20 protein-coding genes and 3 pseudogenes are annotated in these 21517 nt (G+C 69.1%); 15 read left to right on the forward strand and 8 right to left on the reverse strand.

Annotated elements, in window-relative coordinates; translation table 11 throughout:
- Positions 1-139 precede the first annotated feature (139 nt).
- Genes QEG98_RS35675 through QEG98_RS35695 form a run of 5 tightly spaced genes read left to right on the forward strand, consistent with a single transcriptional unit; the run spans position 140 to position 2868 of the window.
- Positions 140-1282 carry a HEAT repeat domain-containing protein gene (locus QEG98_RS35675; RefSeq protein ID WP_410477892.1) on the forward strand — a complete coding sequence of 381 codons (1143 nt, stop codon included), beginning with the start codon at positions 140-142 and terminating at the stop codon, positions 1280-1282.
- A complete protein-coding gene (locus tag QEG98_RS35680; protein WP_316564489.1) occupies positions 1282-1455 on the forward strand; it encodes a hypothetical protein in 174 nt (57 codons plus the stop codon). Before QEG98_RS35675 ends, QEG98_RS35680 begins: the two co-directional genes overlap by 1 nt.
- Positions 1456-1463: 8 nt before the next feature.
- Positions 1464-1949 (forward strand): hypothetical protein, encoded by a 486-nt coding sequence (locus QEG98_RS35685; RefSeq protein ID WP_316564490.1) that lies wholly within the window; start codon positions 1464-1466, stop codon positions 1947-1949.
- Positions 1913-2269 (forward strand): HEAT repeat domain-containing protein, encoded by a 357-nt coding sequence (locus tag QEG98_RS35690; RefSeq protein WP_316568018.1) that lies wholly within the window; start codon positions 1913-1915, stop codon positions 2267-2269. Before QEG98_RS35685 ends, QEG98_RS35690 begins: the two co-directional genes overlap by 37 nt.
- Positions 2270-2319: 50 nt before the next feature.
- Positions 2320-2868, forward strand: coding sequence for a peptidase M23 (locus tag QEG98_RS35695; RefSeq protein ID WP_316564491.1), 549 nt, complete (start codon positions 2320-2322; stop codon positions 2866-2868).
- Between the two features lie 74 nt (positions 2869-2942).
- Here QEG98_RS35695 and QEG98_RS35700 read toward each other — a convergent pair whose 3' ends face one another.
- Positions 2943-3353, reverse strand: coding sequence for a DUSAM domain-containing protein (locus QEG98_RS35700; protein WP_316564492.1), 411 nt, complete (start codon positions 3351-3353; stop codon positions 2943-2945).
- A 641-nt stretch (positions 3354-3994) separates the two neighbouring features.
- Between QEG98_RS35700 and QEG98_RS35705 the strand changes: the two genes are divergently transcribed.
- The gene (locus QEG98_RS35705) at positions 3995-4534 is read left to right on the forward strand and encodes a VOC family protein (protein WP_316564493.1); all 540 of its coding nucleotides are present in this window, start codon (positions 3995-3997) and stop codon (positions 4532-4534) included.
- Between the two features lie 7 nt (positions 4535-4541).
- Here QEG98_RS35705 and tpx read toward each other — a convergent pair whose 3' ends face one another.
- From tpx to QEG98_RS35730, 5 genes and pseudogenes are all read right to left on the reverse strand, one after another.
- Entirely contained in the window at positions 4542-5057 is a 516-nt protein-coding gene (gene tpx, locus QEG98_RS35710) for a thiol peroxidase (RefSeq protein ID WP_141593691.1), read from the reverse strand.
- A 32-nt stretch (positions 5058-5089) separates the two neighbouring features.
- Positions 5090-6020: pseudogene (locus QEG98_RS35715) on the reverse strand (ROK family protein).
- A 12-nt stretch (positions 6021-6032) separates the two neighbouring features.
- The gene (locus QEG98_RS35720) at positions 6033-6584 is read right to left on the reverse strand and encodes an NADPH-dependent FMN reductase (protein WP_090488362.1); all 552 of its coding nucleotides are present in this window, start codon (positions 6582-6584) and stop codon (positions 6033-6035) included.
- Between the two features lies 1 nt (position 6585).
- Positions 6586-7956, reverse strand: coding sequence for a phosphomannomutase/phosphoglucomutase (locus QEG98_RS35725; protein WP_011556430.1), 1371 nt, complete (start codon positions 7954-7956; stop codon positions 6586-6588).
- A gap of 139 nt (positions 7957-8095) precedes the next feature.
- Positions 8096-9079, reverse strand: coding sequence for a hypothetical protein (locus tag QEG98_RS35730; RefSeq protein WP_316568068.1), 984 nt, complete (start codon positions 9077-9079; stop codon positions 8096-8098).
- On the opposite strand from QEG98_RS35730, the gene QEG98_RS35735 reads away from it, so the two are divergent.
- The gene (locus tag QEG98_RS35735) at positions 9063-9437 is read left to right on the forward strand and encodes a hypothetical protein (RefSeq protein ID WP_316568069.1); all 375 of its coding nucleotides are present in this window, start codon (positions 9063-9065) and stop codon (positions 9435-9437) included. The genes QEG98_RS35730 and QEG98_RS35735 overlap by 17 nt on opposite strands.
- Before the next feature lie 48 nt (positions 9438-9485).
- Here QEG98_RS35735 and QEG98_RS35740 read toward each other — a convergent pair.
- A pseudogene (locus QEG98_RS35740) lies at positions 9486-10154 on the reverse strand (serine/threonine-protein kinase); the annotation flags it as partial.
- A gap of 200 nt (positions 10155-10354) precedes the next feature.
- Positions 10355-11419, reverse strand: a complete 1065-nt coding sequence (locus tag QEG98_RS35745; protein WP_316564494.1) for a mannose-1-phosphate guanylyltransferase — start codon at positions 11417-11419, stop codon at positions 10355-10357.
- A 44-nt stretch (positions 11420-11463) separates the two neighbouring features.
- Between QEG98_RS35745 and QEG98_RS35750 the strand changes: the two are divergent.
- The 8 genes and pseudogenes from QEG98_RS35750 to QEG98_RS35785 all read left to right on the forward strand — a co-directional run bounded on the left by QEG98_RS35750 (position 11464) and on the right by QEG98_RS35785 (position 21469).
- Positions 11464-14334 (forward strand): annotated as a pseudogene (locus tag QEG98_RS35750) (GDSL-type esterase/lipase family protein).
- 1 nt (position 14335) lies between these two features.
- The gene (locus QEG98_RS35755) at positions 14336-15751 is read left to right on the forward strand and encodes an MBOAT family O-acyltransferase (RefSeq protein ID WP_316564496.1); all 1416 of its coding nucleotides are present in this window, start codon (positions 14336-14338) and stop codon (positions 15749-15751) included.
- 527 nt (positions 15752-16278) lie between these two features.
- Positions 16279-16629, forward strand: coding sequence for a hypothetical protein (locus QEG98_RS35760; protein ID WP_316564497.1), 351 nt, complete (start codon positions 16279-16281; stop codon positions 16627-16629).
- Positions 16626-16775: a hypothetical protein gene (locus QEG98_RS35765; RefSeq protein ID WP_316564498.1), complete on the forward strand. Its 150-nt coding sequence runs from the start codon at positions 16626-16628 to the stop codon at positions 16773-16775. The genes QEG98_RS35760 and QEG98_RS35765 overlap by 4 nt, the downstream gene beginning before the upstream one ends.
- 722 nt (positions 16776-17497) lie before the next feature.
- On the forward strand, positions 17498-17932 hold the full coding sequence (locus QEG98_RS35770; protein ID WP_090488332.1) for a YciI family protein: 435 nt from the start codon (positions 17498-17500) through the stop codon (positions 17930-17932).
- Between the two features lie 479 nt (positions 17933-18411).
- Positions 18412-19404 carry a hypothetical protein gene (locus QEG98_RS35775; protein ID WP_316564499.1) on the forward strand — a complete coding sequence of 331 codons (993 nt, stop codon included), beginning with the start codon at positions 18412-18414 and terminating at the stop codon, positions 19402-19404.
- A 9-nt stretch (positions 19405-19413) separates the two neighbouring features.
- Entirely contained in the window at positions 19414-19962 is a 549-nt protein-coding gene (locus tag QEG98_RS35780) for a hypothetical protein (RefSeq protein WP_316564500.1), read from the forward strand.
- Between the two features lie 517 nt (positions 19963-20479).
- Positions 20480-21469, forward strand: a complete 990-nt coding sequence (locus QEG98_RS35785; protein ID WP_316564501.1) for a hypothetical protein — start codon at positions 20480-20482, stop codon at positions 21467-21469.
- The last annotated feature ends 48 nt before the right edge of the window (positions 21470-21517 follow it).

The raw sequence follows: 21517 nt of genomic DNA on the forward strand, positions 1-21517 counted from the left end.
TTGAAGCGATGACGCGACGCGCAGGCTGAGTTCTGTGGGCCCCCATTGCCAAGGCCCTCAAATTCAAAGTATCCAAGAATTCGCAGGATTCACTGACTCAGCCCCTCCCCTGATGACTTCCAGAAACCTTCGTTGGACCGTGGCCGCAGGCGTCTTGCTGGTTGCTGCGGCCGTGGCGTTGCTGTGGCCACGGACTGGCCCCTCTCTTCCCGGTGAGCCCGTACCGGCCGAGACCTCCCCCTCGGCGGCCTCCGGCCCTCGCGGTACGCCCGGTGTCGGCACCCCAGACGCCACGCCCTCGGAGCCCGAGCCCGCGGTGGAGCAGATCCCCATGCCTGGGTGCTGGGACGGCCTGCATGCCTTCGACGCCGCGGTGTCCATGGACTCGTTCCGGAAGGCGCTGACGACGGCCATCGGAAACGGAGACCGGTACCTGGCGGCCTACCTCCAGGAGCGGCTGACGGAGCTGGTGGGCAACGACGCGGCCCGCGCGCTCCAGGTGTTGGAGTGGGCCAAGGGCGCCAGCGGACCGGAGTTGGGCATCTACATGGACGCGCTGAAGGCCGCGCCCGCGGTGCATGCGCCGCAGGTGGCGCAGAGCCTGCTGAAGCTGGGCGAGGACCCAGGTGCGCCCTTGCAGACGCGCTCCGCCGCGCTGGACGCCCTGGAGACGCAACGGAAGCTGGCGCCGGGAGACATCCAGCGACTCAAGAAGCTGGCGTTGGACGAGACGCTGGACTCCACCGCCTGGGTGGCCACGCGCACGCTGGGCCGGGTGATGAAGGAGGACTACGAGCGCACCGGCACCTTCGAGCCCTATTGGAAGGAGCTCCTGGACATCGGCGGCACGTCCGACGACATGGCCGTGCGGCTGCTCGCGCTGGAGATGCCGTCGTATTCGAACCCCGTCATCGGCGCGGAGTCCTTCGACTCGCTCAAGCGCATCCTCTCCAGCGACCGCGAGCGGGACGTGCGGGAGATGGCGGCCTTCCGGCTGGGCGTCACCAGCGAGCCGGAGAAGGCGATGGAGATCCTCCGCGCCGCCTTCCTGGCCGAGCATGACCTCTGCGTGCGCTGGGCCATCTTCCGCTTCGCCGTGCGCGCGGGCGGCGACAAGGCGCTGCCGATGCTGGAGCAGTTCGCCGCGAAGGACCCGCGCTTCACCCAGGACTACCTGGAGTTCCAAGCCCTCTACGCGTCGGGCACGGTGGACTTCGCCCGCATCTGGCTGGGCAAGCGCGAGCACCACAACTGTCTGGTCGAAGAAGGAGCGCCGCACTGATGTCCCCCCTGTCGATGAAGCGAATGGGGCGCGCGGCGCTCCTGGTGGCCCTTTCGTCCCTGACGCCCGTGACGGCGCGCGCCGAGGCGACGCTCCGCCCCACGCAATGCACGGTGCAGGGCATGCTGGACGACGTGCGCGTGGCGATGAAGAGCGGCTCCTCCCCGCGCTGAAGCGCTACGTGAAGATGCGGCTGAAGGAAGCCGCGCTCGCCATGCCCGCGGAGTCACTGCTGGCGGCGCTGCAAGGTGAGCGGGACCCGGAGGTCCTGGAGGCCCTGGGCGCGGCGCTGGCCACCAAGGCGAGCAACGCGGAGAACCCCGGCCTCATCCAGCCGCTGCTCGCCCGGGCCACCGGGGATTCGGACCCGGCGCTGCGCGCGGCGGCGGTGCGGGGCCTGCGCGGCGTGCCCTCCGTCGAGTTCATGGAGAAGAACGGCGGCGTGGTGACGTACGAGCAACTGGTGCGCGACGCCTCCCCGAGGTGCGCGCGGCGGTGGCGGACAACATCGTCTCCGAGAGCACGGACGTCTACAGCGGCCATGACCGCCGGGTGTCCGAAGCGGCGGTGTCGGTGGCGGCGGCGTCGGAGGACCCTGCGGTGGCGGCGAAGTTGCTGCGCGAGGTCTCCATGGAGGCCGTGGGCCACGAGGCGGTGGAGCAGGTGACGCGTCAGCTGCGTTCGGAGAACCCGGAGCTGCGCGCGGCGGCGGCCACGGCGCTGGGCGGCGTGCCCGGCGGCGAGTCCGCGGGCGCACGGGGCTCGCTGGTGGACCTGTTCCGCGAAGACAAGGACCCGGCGGTGCGCAAGGCGGCGCTCCAGGGGATTGCCCGGCTGGGGCAGGCCCACGCGGTGCCCGTGCTGGAGTCCTTGCGCGGCGTGGACCGCGCCATGGATGCGGAAATCGACGCCTGGGTGTCCGTCCTGAAGCTCAACCTCCAGGAGTGGGAGCTGGTGCTGCGCGAGAAGCAGCGCCGCCGGAGGTGACCCCTGCTTCACCGCAGTACGCAGCGCTACACCAACGAGGGAGTCTCTTGATGAAGACGATGAAGCTGACCATGGCGGGCCTGGTGCTCGCCGCCGCGGGCTGGGCCACCTCTGTCACGGCCGCGACGGCCGTGGGTCCCATCTGTGACACCGCCGCGCGCGTGGGTTCCACGACGTACTACTCGTGCTCGGGCAGCAGCCACAACGCGCTCGACATGAGTAACGGCACCTGCAGCGTGTGGAACCACCGCGGGATGATCAACGTCAGCCGCTACTACGCCTACTACGGCGGCTGTGCGAACAACTGCAGCGGCGGCACGAGCTGCAACGGCGGCGCGGGCAACTACTACGTCGTCAAGGGTGGCAGCGGCTGGGACTTCCGCCAGCTCCACCTGAACTCCAACGTGTCGTCGGGCTCCAAGACGTGCGACCGCTGCGCGCTGGGCCTCGTGGGCTCCACGGGTAACTCCACGGGCGCGCACGTCCACGCGGACAACCGTCAGTACGGCACGCGCAAGACGGCCTGGTACGCCAACGTCGGCACCACCTGCGGCTCCAGCGCGTACTGCAGCAACCGCGTCGGCACGCCCACGCTGTAGTCGCTCCGCAGCCTGCTTCACCCACACCCCACCCCGTCCCGGTGCCGAGATGCACTGGGGCGGGGTTTCTCGTGTCACTCCAGGTGACTGAGCTCTGCTTCCGCGTGCTGGCGGTAGAGGGGAACGACTTCCACAGCGAGCACGTCTTCCAGGCATTTTCGGGCGCCGGTCGTGTCCCCCGCCTCCACGAGGCGATTGGACTCAGAGATGGCGCGCATCAAACGCTGCGAACCTTCTCGAATGCGGCGGCGTATTTCGCGAACCAGCACGACGCACCCAGCAGGCGTCATCAGTGCTCGCTGGACCTCCGCATCGGGCACCACGACATCTCGTGCGACGCTGCGGAGCAACTCCATCACCTCGGGCGTGAGTTCCAGCACCTCCTCACGAGCCAGCTGACGCTCCAATGCGGCGACCTTGTCCCAGTCATGCGTTTCACGCATCAACGGACCTTGCCCCTTCGCCAGCAGAGATGAAACGGCCATTCACGCTGGCCCTCGCAATTTCGGAAACACTCGTAGCAGTCACCCTCCCACCCTTTCTGATTCCTGCAGGCGACATAGGTGTCCATGCAGTGCTGCTTCCATCCCGCGTCGGCCGACACCGCAGCATCTTCTGAAGCAGCCTGCGCGGCCTCGTTGAGAACTCCCGCGCCATTGAGGAGTCCCGCCGCCTCCGCCGCACTGACTCCGCAGCTCTCGGGACCCCACTTCTTGATACAGCACACCACAGAGGACTCGCCCGGCTTGCAGGTCGCGACCGAGGCCTGAGCGAAGTACCTCGAGTCCACGACCTCGGGCCGTCCAGACACACACCCAGACGCCCACAAGCCCCATAGCAACGCAGAACGTGGCCTGAACAAGCGAAGGCTCTGTTTTCGTGTCGGCACAGACATGGCACGGATTCAAACAGAAGCACTGGAGCGCCAGGGCCCCAGCGGGGGACCTGGCGGTAAATGACAGATGCCGCCTGGATGGCCCCTGCTCAGCGGACATTGCCCCTCCGCCCATGAATGAACACCGGCCCGCCCCAAGGGACACCGCACATTGACGCGGCACTTCACATGGCCGCACCGTGGAGCAGCCCAGCAGTCTCGCGTTCCATCCCCTTCAGGAGCGTGCGCGCCATGCCATCGGCTTCTCCCGGAGTACGCGGCATCGACCATGTCGGCGTGACGGTGCCGGACCTCCAAGCGGCAACGGCCTTCTTCATCGAGGCCCTTGGCGCCGAAGTCCTCTACGACAGCCTGGTGAAAGGCCAGCCGCCCCAGGAAGGCCCGGACCTGCAACAACGCCTGCGCTTCCTCCCCGGCTCCAGCATCCGCGCGATGCGGCTGCTTCGCTTGGGCAACGGCCCCAGCCTCGAGCTGTTCGAATACGCAGCCCCCGAGCAGCGCCCACCCGCCCGCCCCAACGACCTGGGCATCCAGCACCTGGCCGTCTACGTGGACGACATGGACACAGCGCTCGCGCGCTTCCAGGCGGCGGGAGGCGAGGTCTTCTCGAGCCCCCACGAACTGCCAGCACTGGAGAAAGGCCCGGGCAACGCCTTCTGCTACGCCCGGGCCCCCTGGGGCACCATCATCGAGTTCATCACCTACCCGTCGCCCCAGCCCTACGAGCAGCAGACCGCGCTGCGGCGCTGGAAACCGCCGGAGCGCGGCTGAACCTCCATCACAGCGCCGCGCGGACCGCCTTCATCGCGCCGTCGTAGTCCGGCTCGTGCGTCATCTCCGGGACAATCTCCCGGAACACGACCTTGCCCTCACGGTCCACCACGAAGGTGCTGCGCGCGAGCAGCCCCAGCTCCTTCATGTACACGCCGTACTTCTCACCGAACTCGCGGTCCTTGTAGTCCGACAGCGTGGTGACGTTCTGGATGCCCTCGGCGCCGATGAAGCGCCCCAGCGCGAAGGGCAAGTCCAGCGTGACGAACCACACCTTCACGTCCGGCCCCAGCGCCGTGGCTTCCTTGTTGAACGCGCGAAGCTGCGCCGCGCACACCCGCGTGTCCACGCTGGGCGCCACGCTCAACACCACCACGCTGCCCTTCACGTCCGACAGCCGCACGGCGTCGTTGAGTCCCTTGAAGACGGTGAAGTCCGGAGCGGCGTCGCCCACCTTCACCTCGTCCCCCACCAGCGTCACCGGCTGCCCCTTGAACGTGACGATGCCCTTGTGCTCGGCCATGGAATGCCTCCTCCTCCGGAAAGGGGCGCGGACTACTTCACCAGCAACGCCGCGCCAATCAGACCGCTGTCGTCTCCCAGCTCCGCGTCCGCGATGAGCAGGCCCTCGCGCGACGTGGTGGAGGACCAGGCGCGCACGCCCTCCTCCACACGGCGCCGCAAGCCCGGGCAGTGTCTCAGCACGCCGCCACCCAGCACCAGCCGCGCCGGGTTGAGCATCGTCACCTGGTTGGCCACGGCCAGGGCCAGGAACCGCGCCGCCCGCTCATAGACTTCGCCGGCCGCCACGTCGCCCGCCTCCGCCGCCTGCTCCAACGTCACCGGGGTGATGCGCGCCGGGTCTCCACCCGTCAGCCGCGCCACCTCCGGCGCACCACCGCTGGCGATCAACTCCCGCGTCTGCGCGATGAGGTTGTGGCCACCAGCGTAGGCCTCCAGGCACCCCAGCTCACCACAGCCGCAGCGGCGCCGCCGGGAACCACCTTGATGTGGCCCAGCTCGCCCGCCACACCGCCACCGCCGTCCACGAGCCGCCCGCCCGCGATGATGGCGCTCCCCACCCCCGAGCCCACGAACACCACCAGCATGTCCTGGGAGCCCCGACCCGCGCCAGCGTGGAATTCGCCCCACGCCGCCGCGGCAGGTCATTCACCACGCGCACCGGCTGGCCCAGCCGGTGCGTGAGCAGCGCGCCCAGCGGCACGTTGCGCCAGCCCAGGTTGGGAGCCACCGACAACACGCCCGAGTCCTTGTGAATCTGCCCGGCGGCCGCCACACCACACGCGCCCAGCGGCACACCGGCGACCATCACCGCGTCCGAGGCCGCCTGGGCAATGGTCTCCACGACCCCTGAAGGACTGCGCTCCACCAGGGCCACCTTCGAGGAGGCGATCAGCTTGCCAACCTCGTCCACCACGGCGGCGCGGGCAAAAGTCCCCCCCAGGTCGATTCCGAGCGTTGGCATGAGCGCGTCCTCTCAGGGCTTCAGCTTGGAAACCAACGCGGCCGCCAGCGCTTCCACTTCCTTCTGGCGCGCCTCGTCCTTGAGCTTCCCGTCCGGGGTGAAGGCATCCGACACGCGGGCCATGTGCACCTGCGTGGGCAGCACGTGCGCCCCCACGGAGGCCATCACCTGCCGCAGGTGCGGCTGCATGCGCGCGGTGCCGAAGACGCCGGGCGTGGCGCCCATCATCGCCACCCACTTCTCCTGGAAGAGTCTGCCGGGTGGACGGGACACCCAGTCAATGGCGTTCTTCAGGCCTCCCGGAATGGAAGAGTTGTACTCCGGGCTGGCGATGAGCAGGCCCTGGGCCTTGCCCAGCCGCTCGCGCAGCTCCTCCACGGGAGCGGGCAGTGCCTTGGCCTCCACGTCGCCGTCGTAGAGGGGCAGCTCCAGCGTCTTGAGGTCCACCACGTCCACCTCCGCGCCCAGCGAGCGGGCGTGGGCAACGGCGATGGCCAGGAGCTGGCGGTTGAAGCTCCCCGTCCGGAGGCTGCCACTGATGGCGAGGATGCGCGGCGTCGTCATGTCAGCCCCCGACCTCGACCTTGACCTTCTCCACGGTGCCCTCGATGAGGGCCTGGATTTCCTTGAGGCGCTCGGGCGTGTTGGCCTCGAAGCGCAGCACCAGGATGGGCTGCGTGTTGGAGGCACGGATGAGGCCCCAGCCGTCGGGGAACGTCACGCGCACGCCGTCCACGTCGATGATGTCGTGGCCCGCGTCGCGCAGCGTCTCCGTGGCGCGCTTCACCATCTCGAACTTCTTCTCTTCCTTCGTGTCGAAGCGCAGCTCCGGGCTGGCGTAGGTCTTCGGCACGTCGGACAGGAGCTCCGACATGGTCGCCTTCTCGTGCGTGAGAATCTCCAGCAGGCGCGCGGTGGAGTAGATGGCGTCGTCGAAGCCGAAGTAGCGGTTCTTGAAGAAGATGTGGCCGCTCATCTCTCCTGCCAGCTCCGCCTGCGTCTCCTTCATCTTCGACTTGATGAGCGAGTGCCCGGCCTTCCACATGATGGGCTTGCCGCCGCGCTTCGCGATGTCGTCGTACAGCGTGTAGCTGCACTTCACCTCGCCGACGATGGCCGCGCCCGGGCTCTCCTTCAGCACGTAGCGGCTGAAGAGCACCATCAGCTGGTCGCCCCAGAGGATGTTGCCCTGGTCGTCGATGACGCCGATGCGGTCGCTGTCGCCGTCGTAGGCGATGCCCACCTCGGCCTTCTCGCGCTTCACCGCCGCGATGAGGTCCTCCAGGTTCTCCACCACCGTCGGGTCCGGGTGGTGGTTGGGGAACGTCGCGTCCATCTCACAGAACAGGGGCACCACGTCGAAGCCCATGCTCTCGAACAGCGGCACCGCGATGGCGCCGCCCGTGCCGTTGCCGGCGTCGATGACGATGCGCATCCCCTTGCGGCCCACCTTCACCGTCTGGCGGACGAAGTGGTTGTAGGGCGTGATGATGTCGTACGGCGTCACCGTGCCCGGCTTGGGAGACACCTCGAAGTCCCGCGCCTCGATGAGCTTGCGCAGGGCTTGAATCTCATGGCTGTGGAAGGTCGTCTTCCCCGCGCCAATCTTGAAGCCGTTGTACTCGGGCGGGTTGTGGCTGCCGGTAATCATCGCCAGGCCGTCCACCGGCAGGGTGTTGGCGGCGAAGTACGTCAGCGGCGTGGGGACCACGCCCACGTCGAACACGTTGAGGCCCGTGGAGGTGAGGCCCGCGCAGAGCGCGTCCCGGAAGCGGGTGGAGGACTCGCGGCAGTCGCGGCCCACGGCGATGGAGCGCCCGCCCTGGCGACGGATGATGGTGCCCAGGCCCTTGCCCAGCAGCTCCACCACTTCGGTGGTGAGGTCCTTATCGACCAGGCCTCGGATATCGTATTCGCGGAAGATGTGCGCGTTCATGAAGGTGTCCCCGCCCCCGTGACGACGGAGGGCATGGCAGAGGGCGGCGGACTCTACACGAGCGCGGGCCAGGGGGGCACCCGACCCGAGGGCGTCCCTGGCCCGTTGGAGGGCCAAGGGGCCGGAAAAGGCCCCCGCGCTACGGAAGCAGGGCCGAGGGGGGCATGGTCCCCTCATGAGGTACAGGGGGCATGGAAGGCGTCAGCCCCTGTGCCCGCTGGCGCAGCTCCTGGTAGTGCCGCAGCCACGACACGTTGAGCGGATCCAACGCCAGCGCGTTCGCATAGCGAGAGAGGGCTGCGCGCAGGGCCCGCTGCGCCTCCAGCGCGTGTCCCTGGGTGAAGAGGGCCCGGGCCCGAGCCTCCGAGCCCGGCCGGGCCGACAGGAAGGCGTGGCGCAGGGGCTCCACCTCCTCGTCCGGCAGCCCTGCCTCCACGCAGCGGGCCAGCCCCGGCAGGTTGCCCCGAACGGCGTCGAAGCCGGCGCGGCTCAGCGGCTCGCCCAGGGTGCAGCGGGCGGACTCCACCCGCCCCCGCAGCGCCTCCAGCGCGCGGCGCTGCCCGGACGGCAGCGGACGGGCGCGGAAGCCCTCCAGCCGGCGCAGGGCGGCGCTGGCCCGGCGGCGAATCTCCTCGAAGTCGGCGTCGGGCCGCGCGCCCAGCAGGACATACGGGTCCTTCGCGGCCTCCGCGGCCCGGGCGAGCAGCCGCGCCAGCTCCCCATCGGGACGCGGCTCCGGCCGGCGCCCCTCCTCCAGCATCCACGCCACCCACTGGCGCAGCGCCGGCGCGGGTTCGGCGAAGTGGATGAACGCGCCCGCGGCCACGCCCCAGGTCCGGGCCTCGTCTCCCGTGACATGGCGGACGACGTCGCCCTCGCACGTCACGGTGCGTCCCGCGAAGGACAGCTCCACGCCCAGGCGCGCGGCCAGCGGCGGCAGCGCGCCATCCCACGCGGCGAAGAAGCCATCCACCGACACGTCGTTGGCCACCACCCGCGCCCAGCCCTCCGCGAGACGCACGCGAACGTCCAACCCCTCGGGCGCGGCGACGCGCGGGGCCGGCGCCTCCAGCACCGGCTCCGCATGGGCCGCCGCCCGCAGCGCCGTGCAGCGGCGTGGCACCGTCCTCTGGAATCGCCTGGCCGAAGATGGTGACGTTGCCTTCCGGCACGCGCATCTCCGGCAGCAGCAGGATGGGCGCCTGGGGCACGGGCGCTGCCTCCTCATCGAACGTGATGTCGATGTCCACCAGCAGCTCCACGTCGTCGACCAGCGCCGCCTCGCGCTCCGCCGCGCGGGCACGCGGGTCCATGCAGCGCGCCAGTTCCTCTCGGAACGCGCGGGCATCCGGGAAGCGCTCGGCGGGCCGCGGCGCCAGGGCCCGCAGCAGCACCGCGGACAGCGCGGGTGGCACGCAGGGATTGAGGACATGCGGCTCCGGAGGCGCCAGCTCCCCCGCGCGGCCGATGCCGAAGGGTAGCCGCCCGGTGAGCAGCAGGTAGCCCACCACGCCCAGCGCATACACGTCCGCGCGGCCATCCACGCCCTCACCGGACCACTGCTCGGGCGCGATGAAGGCCGGCGAGCCCACCACCATGCCGCGAGCCCGCTCCTCGGGAGACAGGCTGGAGCTGAGGATGGCGCTGGCGCCGAAGTCGAGCACCTTCACCCGGCGCTCCCCCCGCGCATCCCGCGTGAGGACCAGGTTGTCCGCGGACAAATCCCAGTGCATGAGCCCGCGCGCGTGCGCGGCCTCTACCGCCTCCAGCGTCTGCCCCAGCAGCTCCACCGCCTCCACGGGCGCCAGCGGCATGGGAAGACGGGAGAAGGACTCACCGTCGGCGTACTCCATCAGCAGGCACGGCAGACCGCCGGGCCCTGGGCGCGCGTCCAGCACGCGGGCCACGTGAGGGTGGACCAGCTCGCGCAACGCATGCGCCTCCGCGTAGAAGCGGCGCTGCATGGCCGGCTGCGCCGCCAGGTGCGGGTGCAAAACCTTCACCGCGAAGCGGTGCCCCGTGGGGAGGTACTCCGCCAGGTACACCGTGCCCAGCGCCCCCGCCCCCAACCAGCGCCGGAAGAGGAGCGGCCCGTGCCGCTGCCCTTCCAGGCAGCTCGCTGACACGGCGACGCCGTCATGCACCGCCGAGCAAGACGCCCCGGCCGGATGGTCCACGTCACACCGCATGCAGGCCATACCCCACCACCCTCTGTCGCCCCGGAGCGGGGCAGGCGGTGGGGGCCTTGCAACCGGCGTGCAGAGGACCCTTGTCCACTCATCGACAGAGCAAGCCCCCAACTGACCGAGGTCACCGGTGAATCAGGGGTTCGCGGCCAGTAATTCTTCCCGGGTGGGGACCGGGCGTTTCTCCAGCGCACCCGGCCCCACCTGGACGCCTACAGGTACTTCGTCAGCTTGCGAGCCTTGAGCGCCTCCACCACCTTGCGCACGTCCTGGCTCTTGTCCTTCGGCACCACGAGCACCGCGTCGCCGGAGTCCACCACCACCATGTCGGAGAGGCCCACCACGGACAGCGGGCGCTTGTCGGCGAGCACCACGCAGTTGTGGCAGTCCACCACCACCGCGAGGTTGCCGGACACCACGTTGCCGTGGGCGTCGGCGGGGCGCACCTCTGGAATCGCCGCGAACGAGCCGACATCCGACCAGCCGAAGTCACCCGGCAGCACCGCGATGTTGGAGGCCTTCTCCATGACGCCGTAGTCGATGGAGGTAGAGGGCAGCTTCGGGAACACCTTCTTCAGCACCGCGCCGAAGGTCCGCTTGCCCGCGGCCTTGCGCAGGGCGTCCAGGCCCTTCTGCATCTCCGGCATGTGCTTCGCGAAGGCCTCCAGGATGACGTCCACGCGGAAGACGAAGATGCCGCCGTTCCACAGGTAGTCACCGGAGGACACGTAGCCGCGCGCCGTCGCCAGGTCGGGCTTCTCCTTGAAGGCCTGCACCTTGCGGCCACCGCCCTCCAGCGCCTTGCCGACCTGGATGTAGCCGTAGCCCGTCTCCGGGCGCGAAGGCTTGATGCCCAGCGTGACGATGTGCCCCGCCTCCGCCAGGTCCGCCGCGTCCGCGAGCGTGCGCTTGAAGCCGGGCACGTCCGCCACGTGGTGGTCGGAAGGCAGCACCACCATGACGCCCTTGGGGTCGCGCGCGGCCACCTGCACCGCCGCCAGGGCGATGGCGGGCGCGGTGTTGCGCGCCACCGGCTCCACCAGGAGGTTCGCCTTGGGCAGCCCCTTCACCAGCTTCGCCGCGGCCTTCGCGTGCAGGGGGCCACAGACGATGAAGGTGTCCTTCACCGAGGCGAGCCCCTTGAGGCGCGCGGACGTATCGGTGATGAGCGGCAGCTTGGAAGCCAGCGGCAGGAACTGCTTGGGCCGCGCCTGACGGGACAGCGGCCAGAAGCGGGTGCCGGAACCTCCGGCCATGATGACGGGGTAGAGGGCCATTGCGGGTGTTGCACTCCTGAAGGCCCCGGACCCAGCCGGCGGCCATGGCGGCGCACCATACCGTTTCAGCCTCGCCGGGAAAGAGGGACTCGCCTGCCCGCCCTCCAGACGGCGAAGCCACGAAGGGAGGTGAGAGTTTTGACCCGCCACCAAAAAGCCAGTCTCATGCCGCGCTGTTGGACTTCCTCAAGGCCAGATCCACCGGGCTGACGCTCATCCTCACCGTCGCACTGGCGTTGGGGCTGTCGCTTGCCCCGGTCTCAGACGCCCTCCGGCCCCTCCCGAGTCTCCAGCGGGGTCCCCTGCCCGAGAAGCTGGTGGCGCTCGTCCTACCGACCTCGCTGTCGGGCGGTCGCGCCACGCGTCCGCCCGGAGAAGTGATGACGGCGGGTGCGGGCGCCGCCAAACGCCCGCCGGAAGAGACGGAAGAGGAGGAGCCCGCCGACGCCGGTGCCCTGGTGGCGGAGCCTTTGCCCGCCGTGCCCACCACGCCGGGCATCGGCCTGGAGGAGCTGAGCGCCCCCACCCTGGCCCGCGCGAAGGACCTGGAGGCCCTGCGCGAGCGCATGGGCTCCCAGCACGTGGACATCGAGCTGAACTGCCGCAAGGCGGGGCCGGACGGGAGCTGCCTGGAGGACGGACTGGCGCCCTACACCCGGGCCCTGGCCGAGCTGCGCGAGGACGCCCGGCGCACGCCGGTGCGCGTGGTGCACCTGGGCGACTCGCTGGTGGCCTCCGACCACATCACGGATTTGGTGCGCGACCGGCTCCAGGAGCGCTTCGGCGCGGGCGGCAAGGGCTTCCTCTTCATCACCCGCCCCGCCAGCGCGGGCCGCTGGACGCGCTCGGGCCGAGGCTCGGACGGCTGGGAAATCGAGCGGCTGGTGGACTCCAAGTGGCCCCGCGACCGGGTGGGCTGGACCGGCGTGGCCTTCAGCTCGGAGAAGGGCTCCCAGAGCACGCGTTATGACGTGGAGGGCTCGCGCGTGGCGGAGCTCTTCTTCCTGGCGCAGCCCGCCAGTGGCTCCGTGCAGTTCTCCGTGGACGGCAAGCCGCTCCAGCGCATCCACACGCGGGGCTTCTCCAAGAACAAGTCGGAGGCGGCCTTCGCCCGCGTGACCCTGCCGCAGGGGGCGAAGTCGCTGACGCTCACCACGTCCGGCAAGGTGGAGCTGCACGGCATGACGCTGGAGTCGGGCGCGCCGGGCGTCGTCTACGACACGGTGGGCCTGCTGGGCGGAATGGCGGAGGTGTACCTGCGCGCCCAGCCCGCCGCCTTCCGCGCGCAGCTGCGCCAGCGCAAGCCGTCCCTGGTGGTGATGATGGTGGGCGGCAACGAGGCCTTCTTCTACTCGCGAGACCGCACCACGCTGGACGAGGTGCGCGCGCAGATAAAGGAGTTGATGTCTCGCGTGCGCACCAACGTGCCGAACGCCGCGTGCCTGCTGATGGCCCCCATCGACGCGGGTGTGCGCACCATGAGCGGCGAGGTGGTGTCACGCCGGGGCACCCAGGAGATTGGCGCCATCTACCGCGAGGAGGCCCGCGCGGCCGGCTGCGCGTTCTGGGACGCCTATGCCGCCATGGGCGGCGAGGGCTCCGCGCTGCGCTGGCTCGAGGAAGGGCTGATGCTGGACGACCTCGTCCACCCGCGCGCCCGGGGCTCGGATTTGCTGGGCCACCTCTTCGACCTGTCCCTTCAGCGTGCGTTCGCGAAGAGCCGGGCGCCGCTGGTGGCCGCGGTGGACCCGGCCGGCCTGCAGAACGCGGACACCGCGCTGGCGCGCACGTTCGACAAGCTGAAGCGCCGCGAGGCGGGCGAGGCCCTTCGCGTGGGCGTCGCGCAGTTGGGCGGTTCGCACACCGCGTCGCACTACTTCACGGACGCGGTGCGCGAGGTGCTGACGAAGCGCTTCGGCGCCGCGGGCCGGGGCTTCATCGCCGCCGGCAAGGCCTCCCCCGCCTGGAGCCCGCGGGTGTGGCGCGCGCACTGGAGGGGACTGGACCATCGAGGACGCCGCCAAGGACGCGCCCCCGGCGGCCTGTGGGGGCTGACGGGCATCCGCGCCGTGGGCGGTCCGGGCGCGAAGCTGCGCATCCAGTTCTGCAAGGACTGCCCGGAGGCGAAGGAGACCTCGGGCCGGTTGGATTTGTACGCGCTGGACGCGCCGGACGTGCGCGCGCCGGACATCGCGATTGACGGCGAGCTGCTGCCGCCGGACGCGCCTCCGCCGGAGCCGTTGACCGCGCCCACCGTGCGCATCCGCTCGTTCCCCGTCACGGGGTCCTCGCACACCGTGGAGGTGACGGCGCCGAAGGACGGCAACGTCACGGTGCTGGGGGCGTCCCTGGAATACGACACGCCGGGCGTCGTGTACGACGCGCTGGGCCTTCCCGGTGCCACGGCCTCGACCTTGGGGGCCATGGACGCGGCGTCGGTGGACGCGCAGCTGGCGTCGCGGCGGCCGGACCTGCTCGTGTTCTGGTACGGCACCAACGAGGCGGGCCGGCCGGACCTGGACGCCTCGGCGCTGCGCCGGGACTACACGGAGCTGCTGACGCGGCTGCGCAAGGCCACCAACGCGGAGTGCCTGGTGATGGGCCCCACGGACCGGCTCACGCAGGACGCCAACGGCCGGTGGAGCGAGGCGCCCTCGCTGGCGCCGGTGCTGAACACGCTGCCGCAGGTGGCGAAGGACGCGGGGTGCGCGTACTGGTCAACGCGCGCGGCCATGGGCGGAGAGCGCTCCATGCTGCGCTGGCAGCGCACGCAGCCCGCGCTGGGCCACGCGGACGGCGTCCACCTGACACCGGAAGGCTACGCGCGGCTGGCGGGGGCCTTCTCCCGAGAGCTGCTCACGGCGTACGAGGCCCACAAGAAGGCAGGCCCCACCTCGCGCGTGGAGGACAACTGACGTGCTGTCGCACAGCGTCCAGTACCTCATCTTCGTCATCGAGGTGTTCGCCCTGTACTGGGCGGTGCACCGGCACTACTGGCCGCGCATCGGCGTGCTGCTGGTGGCCAGCCTCCTGTTCTACGCGGTCTTCACGCCCTTCCCCATCCTCATCTTCCTGGTGGGCGTCACGGTAGACCACCTGTGCGTGAAGGGCATGGCCCGCGCGCAGTCACAGGGGGTCCGCAAGGCGCTCGTCACGGTGTCGGTCGTCTCCAACCTGAGCCTGCTCGCGGGCTTCAAGTACCTGGAGATGCTGCGGCAGACGCTGCTGTCGCTGCTGGCGCCGTGGGGCATTGAAGTCCGCGCCGAGCCCTTCAACCTGCTGATGCCGGTGGGCCTGTCCTTCTTCGTCTTCCAGGCCATCAGCTACACGGTGGACGTGTACCGGCAGAAGGCGAGCGCGGAGCACTCGTTCATCGAGCACCTGCTGTACCTGCTCTTCTTCCCGCGCGTGGTGAGTGGCCCCATCGTCCGGGCGTCGGAGCTGATGGTGCAATTCCGCCAGACGCCGAGCCTCACGCCCGAGGACGGTGGCCACGCCCTCTTCCGCATCGCGGTGGGTCTGGTGAAGAAGCTGGTCATCGCGGACGTGCTGGGCGCGGGACTGGTGGACCCCGTCTTCGCCGCGCCGGAGAAGTACGCCTCCGCGGAGTGCATCGTCGCGGCGGTGGCCTACACCTTCGAGCTCTACTACGACTTCTCGGGGTACTCGGACATCGCGATTGGCGTGGCGGCGCTGTTCGGCTTCAAGTTCCCGGAGAACTTCAACCGCCCGTACCTGGCGAAGAACATCGGCGAGTTCTGGAACCGATGGCACCTGAGCCTGTCCACGTGGCTGCGCGACTACCTGTACCGGCCGATGGGCGGCAACCGCGTGTCGAAGCCGCGCGTGCTGTTCAACCTGATGACGGTGATGGTGCTGGGCGGCCTGTGGCACGGCGCGGACTGGCGCTTCGCGGTCTGGGGCGCGGTGCACGGCGTGGCGCTGTGTGTGTCGCGCTGCTGGGAGTGGTCGGTGGGCAAGCCCGAGTCCCCGGGCATCCCCCGCGTGGCGCTGGGCATGTTGACGACTTTCACCATCGTCGTGCTGACGCGCGTGGTGTTCCGGGCAGCGGACATGGCGCACGCGGGCGAGTTCTACGAACGGATGATGGCGGGCGTGCCCGGCATCGCCAACGTGAGCCCGCTGGTGTGGGGCATGCTGGCCGCGGCCGTCTTCTTCCATGCCGTGCCGATGAAGCTCTACACGGTGTCGTCGGACCTCTTCGTCCGCATGCCCGTGCCGGTGCGCGCCGCGGTGCTGGTGGTGCTCGGCCTGGGCATCCGCCACCTGTCCGCCGTGGAGACGCGGCCGTACGTGTACCTGCAGTTCTAGGCGGGCGTAGGGGCTGTCGGGCCCCAGTCCCCCGGGCCCTCGCGGGCGTCTTGCCGCCGGGCATGAGCGTTCCCAGTCTCTGGGGGCAGCCCCGTCGCTGGAGCCGGGAAGCAGGCCCGGTCGCCGTGCTCGGTCGGTCTGAGCGCACTGGCTCAGGGCCAGTGCCGTGGCGGAGGTACTGCGCATGGCGGGCATCCAGGCACTCCCCCGCACAGCCCTGGGACGTGGAGTCCCCAGGTCCGGTCCTCCGCGAGATGCACCGCCGCTCCGATGGTGGCTGAGGCATCGGTTGTGGCTCACCCCCGTGGTGGGCGCGGTGGTTGGGGCATGCCTGGGCGTGGTGTTCGTGGCGCCCCCTGTGTTCGCGGCAAGGGTTCTGCGCGGCGTCGCCTGGCAGGCAACCTCCTCGGAGGCGCGGGACATGCTCTCCACCGTGCTGGGGATCGCGCTGACGTCCTTCCCGTCCCCTCCTCCAGAACCATGTCTCCGCGGTGGCACGTGCACACCTCCTGCCCAGGAGGCAACACATGGCAAGCAAGGCGAAACCCACGGGCAATGGAAACGGCAACGGCAAGCAGTCGCGCAAGCCCAACATCCTGGTCATCTGGGGCGATGACATCGGCATCTGGAACATCAGCGCCTACAACCAGGGGATGATGGGGTACCTCACGCCCAACATCGACCGCATCGCGAAGGAAGTCGCGATGATGACCGACATCAACCTGCGCTCGGACCCGTTCGAGTACGGCCCCAAGGCCGGCCTGTACTTGAAGTGGTACGGGGAGCGGATGTTCACGTTCGTGCCCGCGCAGGCGCTGGTCCAGAAGTTCGCGCAGAGCCTGCTCGACTCCCCCCCAGCCAGGCCCCGGGCAGCTTGAGCATCGGGCCCATCAAGGAGCGCGTGAAGCGGCAGTTGCTGGAGGCGCGCGAGCGCAAGGAGGGGACCGCCAGCGGCGACCAGATCATGGCGCTGGCCGAACAGGTGGAGTGGTTCGTCCGCCGCGCCCAGCAGTCGCATGCGTAGCCACGCGCGGCGCCGGGCGGCGGAGCAGCGCCGCCGCCCGTGTTCCGCCGGGCGGACCTCCGGGTCCCGTCGAATCGGATTTGCGCTGCATCGTTCCGCCCCAGAGGCGCTACGTGCTCCCGGAATGCGATGGCGCGGTGTCATCGCCGTCCACGGGGATGCGCGGCGGCACCACCAAGGTCGCGAACACCAACCCCAACACCAACTATGGAGAGGCATCGCCATCAAGCGTGAGAGTGCGCCACACAAGCCTGCCCCCTTCATTCCGTGCGCCCCGTACCCTGTCCGGCTCCCGGCGCGCCCCCCGCAATGGCGGCGCCTCTCGGGACGGTGAGGCCGGCATCAACGCATTACAACGCCACATGGGAGGCGCGCGCAGAGGGCTCGCTGGGCCCGGCCGCCGCGCTCACCTGGGCCGACATGGCGCGGGCGAAACGAGCGTCAAGGCGAAGAGGCGATGCAAGGGCCCACGGGGCGCAGCCCTCGGCGCGGTGGGCTGAGCCTCACGCATCGCTCGCGTTGCGCCATGGGCGAGGTTCGCAGCCACTCAGTCGGCCCGGCATCTCACGCAACCCCTTGATATTTCTTGGACTCCTGGGGCTTTCCTGAGCCGCGAGCCAGCCTGCCTCGCGATTTTTTCGCCGCGTGTCGATCCGCTTCGAGCTTATTCGTCGCCATTTTGAACGAGGACGCAGCGCCTCCCGAACCGAAAGGAAGAACCGATGCGCGTCATGGTCATTGTGAAGGCGACGAAGAACTCCGAAGCCAATGTGATGCCCGACGAGAAGCTGATGACCGAGATGGGCAAGTACAACGAGGAGCTGATGAAGGCGGGCGTGCTCCTGGCCGGTGACGGTCTCCACCCGAGCAACAAGGGCAAGCGCATCCGGTTCGCGGACGGCAAGAAGAGCGTCATCGACGGTCCGTTCGCGGAGACGAAGGAGCTCATCGCCGGCTATTGGATGTGGCAGGTGAAGTCGATGGAAGAGGCCGTGGAGTGGGCACGCCGCTGCCCGCCCCCCATGCCCGGCGAGGAGTCGGAGCTGGAGATTCGCCCCGTCTTCGAGGCCGAGGACTTCGGCGCCGAGTTCACCCCGGAGCTGCGCGCGCGGGAAGAGAAGCTGCGCGCTGAGTTGGAGCAGAAGCAGAAGGCGTGAGCTGCAACGGAGGGGGTCCGATGCCTCCGGACCTCCTCGGGTCGTCAGAGCCAGGTGCTAACTCCTGACGAGTGCTCCCGCGGGTTCGGAGCACACGCCAGGGGGACGACATGTCATTGCGTGGAGCAGGTGCACTGCTCTTGAGCGTGCTTCTCGTGGGCTGCGCGACACCTCGTGTCGTGCGCCTGGATACGGGCCAGGGCGAGCCCATCGTCTATCTCCCGCCGAGAAACGCGAAGCCGGTTGAAGTGGACGAAGGCGCGTTCCGGAAGGTGATGACCCGGCTCGTGCTCGACATGCGCTTCTCCCTTCGAGAGGACGCGGAGCGCCCACGGGTCCGGCTCGCGTCGTGGGATTCGGAGCCCCAAGGTGCCGGACACGACTACGGCGCCTGGTGCTCCCGCCAGGACAGCCCTGGCGAGTGCCTCACGCTCCTGGAGGGGGGCTTCTCCTTCCTGGATGCAAAGGCACGCCGACAGATGGCGCTCGCCTTCGCCTGGGATGGCGTGTGGGACGGTGTACAGGACGCCGTGAAGGAGGTCGTCAACCCGCTCGCGCTCAAGGCAATGCTGACGTCGGCGATGGCCGCGTACATGCTTCTCATCGTCGCGCCGGAGCCTGTGACCAAGGTCGTCGCCGTCGCCCTGACGACCTTCGTCCTCGCCTACCTCGGCGTGGACGCCTTCATGAGTCTCGTGGAGGGCTGGCAGCGACTGTCCGCGGACGCTGAACGAGCGGTGTCGTTCCAGGAATTGGAGGACGCGGGGCACCGCTTCGGCCGAGTCATGGGAGAGAACGGAGCGCGCGTGCTCATCCTCGCGCTGACGGCGGCGCTGAGTGGTGGAGCCGCGAGCATGGCCTCCAAGGGACCGACGCTGCCCGGCTTCGCCAGCGCGGCCCTGGCCGCCGAGACTCAGGCGGGATTCCGGCTATCCGCGGCGATGGCAGGGGGCGTGCGCTCCATCACCGTGGCGGAGGGCGTCATGACCGTGGGCCTCGCGCCCAATGCGGTCGCCATGACTGCTCGCGGCACTGGAAGCTCAAACGCGCCACGAACTGACGGCACGGGGGCCGCGCAGGTTCTCGACAATCAACTCCCAGAACGCCTTCCTGCGGAGCTGGAGCTGGCCCGCAAGCTCGGGGTCCGTCCCGCCAGTGTGGATTCACCCCAGTTCGCACGCTATGCCAGCGAGGAACGGGTGAAATGGGTCATCACCGAAGAGGGCCATCTGAGAATCGTCCCTGAAAAATGGAGCACACTCGAAATCGCGCACACGGTCGCGAGTGGCGGACGTCCTGTGTTGGCGGCTGGTGAGGCGGAACTTGCCATCCATGGGACCACATTCTTTGGCGTTCGAATCACGCCTCGGAGCGGGCATTACATGAACCGGGCCCCCAAAGCCGTGAGCGACAAAGTACTGGCACTCGGACGGCAGGCCTTCGCTCGGTACGGCATCACGTTCCCTCCCTGACCAAGCGCCATGAAAACGAACCCTTCCCTCGTTGCAACCGCCTTGAGCTGGCCACTACCGCGGTTGCGAGCGTGGCTCGACGGGCTCGTCATCGGGGAGCCTGTAGATGGCGAGCACTTCAACTGGGACGTCTTCGCCTTCACCATCGCCGCGCGGGCGCGCGAAGAGCGGAGCTTGGGGTGGGCGCATATCGGACTGCTCGTCTACGGAGCCCTCGCACAACGCCATTCCGACGAGGAGGAGTACTCCCTCAGGCTCTCTGAGATGAACCTGCGCTCAGGGATGATTGCCGAGTTTGGCGAGCGCGAAGGCGACTTCGTCCTCGATGCCGAACCGATTGTCGCGTGGGTCCAGCGTCTGACGACGTTTTCGCTGGAGGAGGCTGCCCAGTGGATGGCGCAGGAGGACATCCGCACCGTCCCCATCGAGAAGCTCCGCGCCATGCGCAGGCTCAAGCACGCGCTCAAAATCCTGGCCCACGCCCTGCCCAAGACGAACGTGGAGCAGAAGCACCCGGAGCTCGTCCCCTGGCTCCAGTTCAGGTCACGTCTGGTCTGACGCTGCGCACTCCCGCAGGTGGGGCCCGTAGGCCAGAGATTGCATCGGTGCCACCACGCAAGCCAGCGCGTCCCGCTCATCGTCAGACGCGCATGCTACCTCTCTGACGGGTGCTCCCTCGGGCGGGGGGCGTGCGGCAGGGGACGACATGTCATTGCGTGGAGCAGGTGCACTGCTCTTGAGCGTGCTTCTCGTGGGCTCCGCGACACCGCGTGTCGTGCGCCTGGATACGGGCCAGGGCGAGCCCATCGTCTACCTCCCGCCGAGAAACGCGAAGCCGGTTGAAGTGGACGAAGGCGCGTTCCGGAAGGTGATGACCCGGCTCGTGCTCGACATGCGCTTCTCCCTTCGAGAGGACGCGGAGCGCCCACGGGTCCGGCTCGCGTCGTGGGATTCGGAGCCCCAAGGTGCCGGACACGACTACGGCGCCTGGCGCTCCCGCCAGGACAGCCCTGGCGAGTGCCTCACGCTCCTGGAGGGGGGCTTCTCCTTCCTGGATGCAAAGGCACGCCGACAGATGGCGCTCGCCTTCGCCTGGGATGGCGTGTGGGACGGTGTACAGGACGCCGTGAAGGAGGTCGTCAACCCGCTCGCGCTCAAGGCAATGCTGACGTCGGCGATGGCCGCGTACATGCTTCTCATCGTCGCGCCGGAGCCTGTGACCAAGGTCGTCGCCGTCGCCCTGACGACCTTCGTCCTCGCCTACCTCGGCGTGGACGCCTTCATGAGTCTCGTGGAGGGCTGGCAGCGACTGTCCGCGGACGCTGAACGAGCGGTGTCGTTCCAGGAATTGGAGGACGCGGGGCACCGCTTCGGCCGAGTCATGGGGGAGAACGGAGCGCGCGTGCTCATCCTCGCGCTGACGGCGGCGCTGAGTGGTGGAGCCGCGAGCATGGCCTCCAAGGGACCGACGCTGCCCGGCTTCGCCAGCGCGGCCCTGGCCGCCGAGACTCAGGCGGGATTCCGGCTATCCGCGGCGATGGCAGGGGGCGTGCGCTCCATCACCGTGGCGGAGGGCGTCATGACCGTGGTCCTCGCGCCCAATGCGGTCGCCATGACTGCTCGCGGCCCGGGAGGAGCAGTCGTGCCCTCCTCCTTGGACGGCGCTCCCACGAAGCTCCTTGAGAATCAACGCCCTCACCTATTGGACAACGAGCAGAAAATCGCGCGGTTGGTAGGCGTTCGCCCCGTCCGAGTCACAGACCCCGACTTTCTACGGTATGTGAATAACGGTTCCATCAAGTGGGTGGTGACTGCGGAGGGGGAATTACTGATTGTCCCTCACACATGGCGAACAAAAGAAATCTCGCACGCGGTCGCCAGCGGAGGACGCCCAGTGCTCGCAGCAGGCGAAGCTGAAATCGCCGCCCATGGCATGCTACGCACAGGTGTGGAGATCACGCCTCACAGTGGCCACTACCTCTTCGGGGCTCCCGCAGCCACGAGTGCCAGAGCGCTGGAAATCGGCAGACAGGCCTTCTCCCGAGCCGGTATCTTGTTCCCGTAGGGACCTGCCCAATGAACCCGACTCGTGACCTGTTTGACGACGTCCTGG

This window comes from Myxococcus sp. MxC21-1, from assembly GCF_032612255.1.
GTDB lineage: Bacteria > Myxococcota > Myxococcia > Myxococcales > Myxococcaceae > Myxococcus > Myxococcus virescens.

Bases quoted from the DNA above. Each gene is read 5' to 3' on its own strand.
- QEG98_RS35785 (WP_316564501.1), top strand. From the start codon at position 20,480: ATGGCGCTCGCCTTCGCCTGGGATGGCGTGTGGGACGGTGTACAGGAC.
- QEG98_RS35680 (WP_316564489.1), top strand. From the start codon at position 1,282: ATGTCCCCCCTGTCGATGAAGCGAATGGGGCGCGCGGCGCTCCTGGTG.
- QEG98_RS35725 (WP_011556430.1), bottom strand. From the start codon at position 7,956: ATGAACGCGCACATCTTCCGCGAATACGATATCCGAGGCCTGGTCGAT.
- QEG98_RS35700 (WP_316564492.1), bottom strand. From the start codon at position 3,353: ATGGCCGTTTCATCTCTGCTGGCGAAGGGGCAAGGTCCGTTGATGCGT.
- QEG98_RS35760 (WP_316564497.1), top strand. From the start codon at position 16,279: ATGGCAAGCAAGGCGAAACCCACGGGCAATGGAAACGGCAACGGCAAG.
- QEG98_RS35745 (WP_316564494.1), bottom strand. From the start codon at position 11,419: ATGGCCCTCTACCCCGTCATCATGGCCGGAGGTTCCGGCACCCGCTTC.
- QEG98_RS35695 (WP_316564491.1), top strand. From the start codon at position 2,320: ATGAAGACGATGAAGCTGACCATGGCGGGCCTGGTGCTCGCCGCCGCG.
- QEG98_RS35690 (WP_316568018.1), top strand. From the start codon at position 1,913: ATGGAGGCCGTGGGCCACGAGGCGGTGGAGCAGGTGACGCGTCAGCTG.
- QEG98_RS35775 (WP_316564499.1), top strand. From the start codon at position 18,412: ATGGCGCTCGCCTTCGCCTGGGATGGCGTGTGGGACGGTGTACAGGAC.
- QEG98_RS35770 (WP_090488332.1), top strand. From the start codon at position 17,498: ATGCGCGTCATGGTCATTGTGAAGGCGACGAAGAACTCCGAAGCCAAT.
- tpx (WP_141593691.1), bottom strand. From the start codon at position 5,057: ATGGCCGAGCACAAGGGCATCGTCACGTTCAAGGGGCAGCCGGTGACG.
- QEG98_RS35720 (WP_090488362.1), bottom strand. From the start codon at position 6,584: ATGACGACGCCGCGCATCCTCGCCATCAGTGGCAGCCTCCGGACGGGG.
- QEG98_RS35780 (WP_316564500.1), top strand. From the start codon at position 19,414: ATGAAAACGAACCCTTCCCTCGTTGCAACCGCCTTGAGCTGGCCACTA.
- QEG98_RS35705 (WP_316564493.1), top strand. From the start codon at position 3,995: ATGCCATCGGCTTCTCCCGGAGTACGCGGCATCGACCATGTCGGCGTG.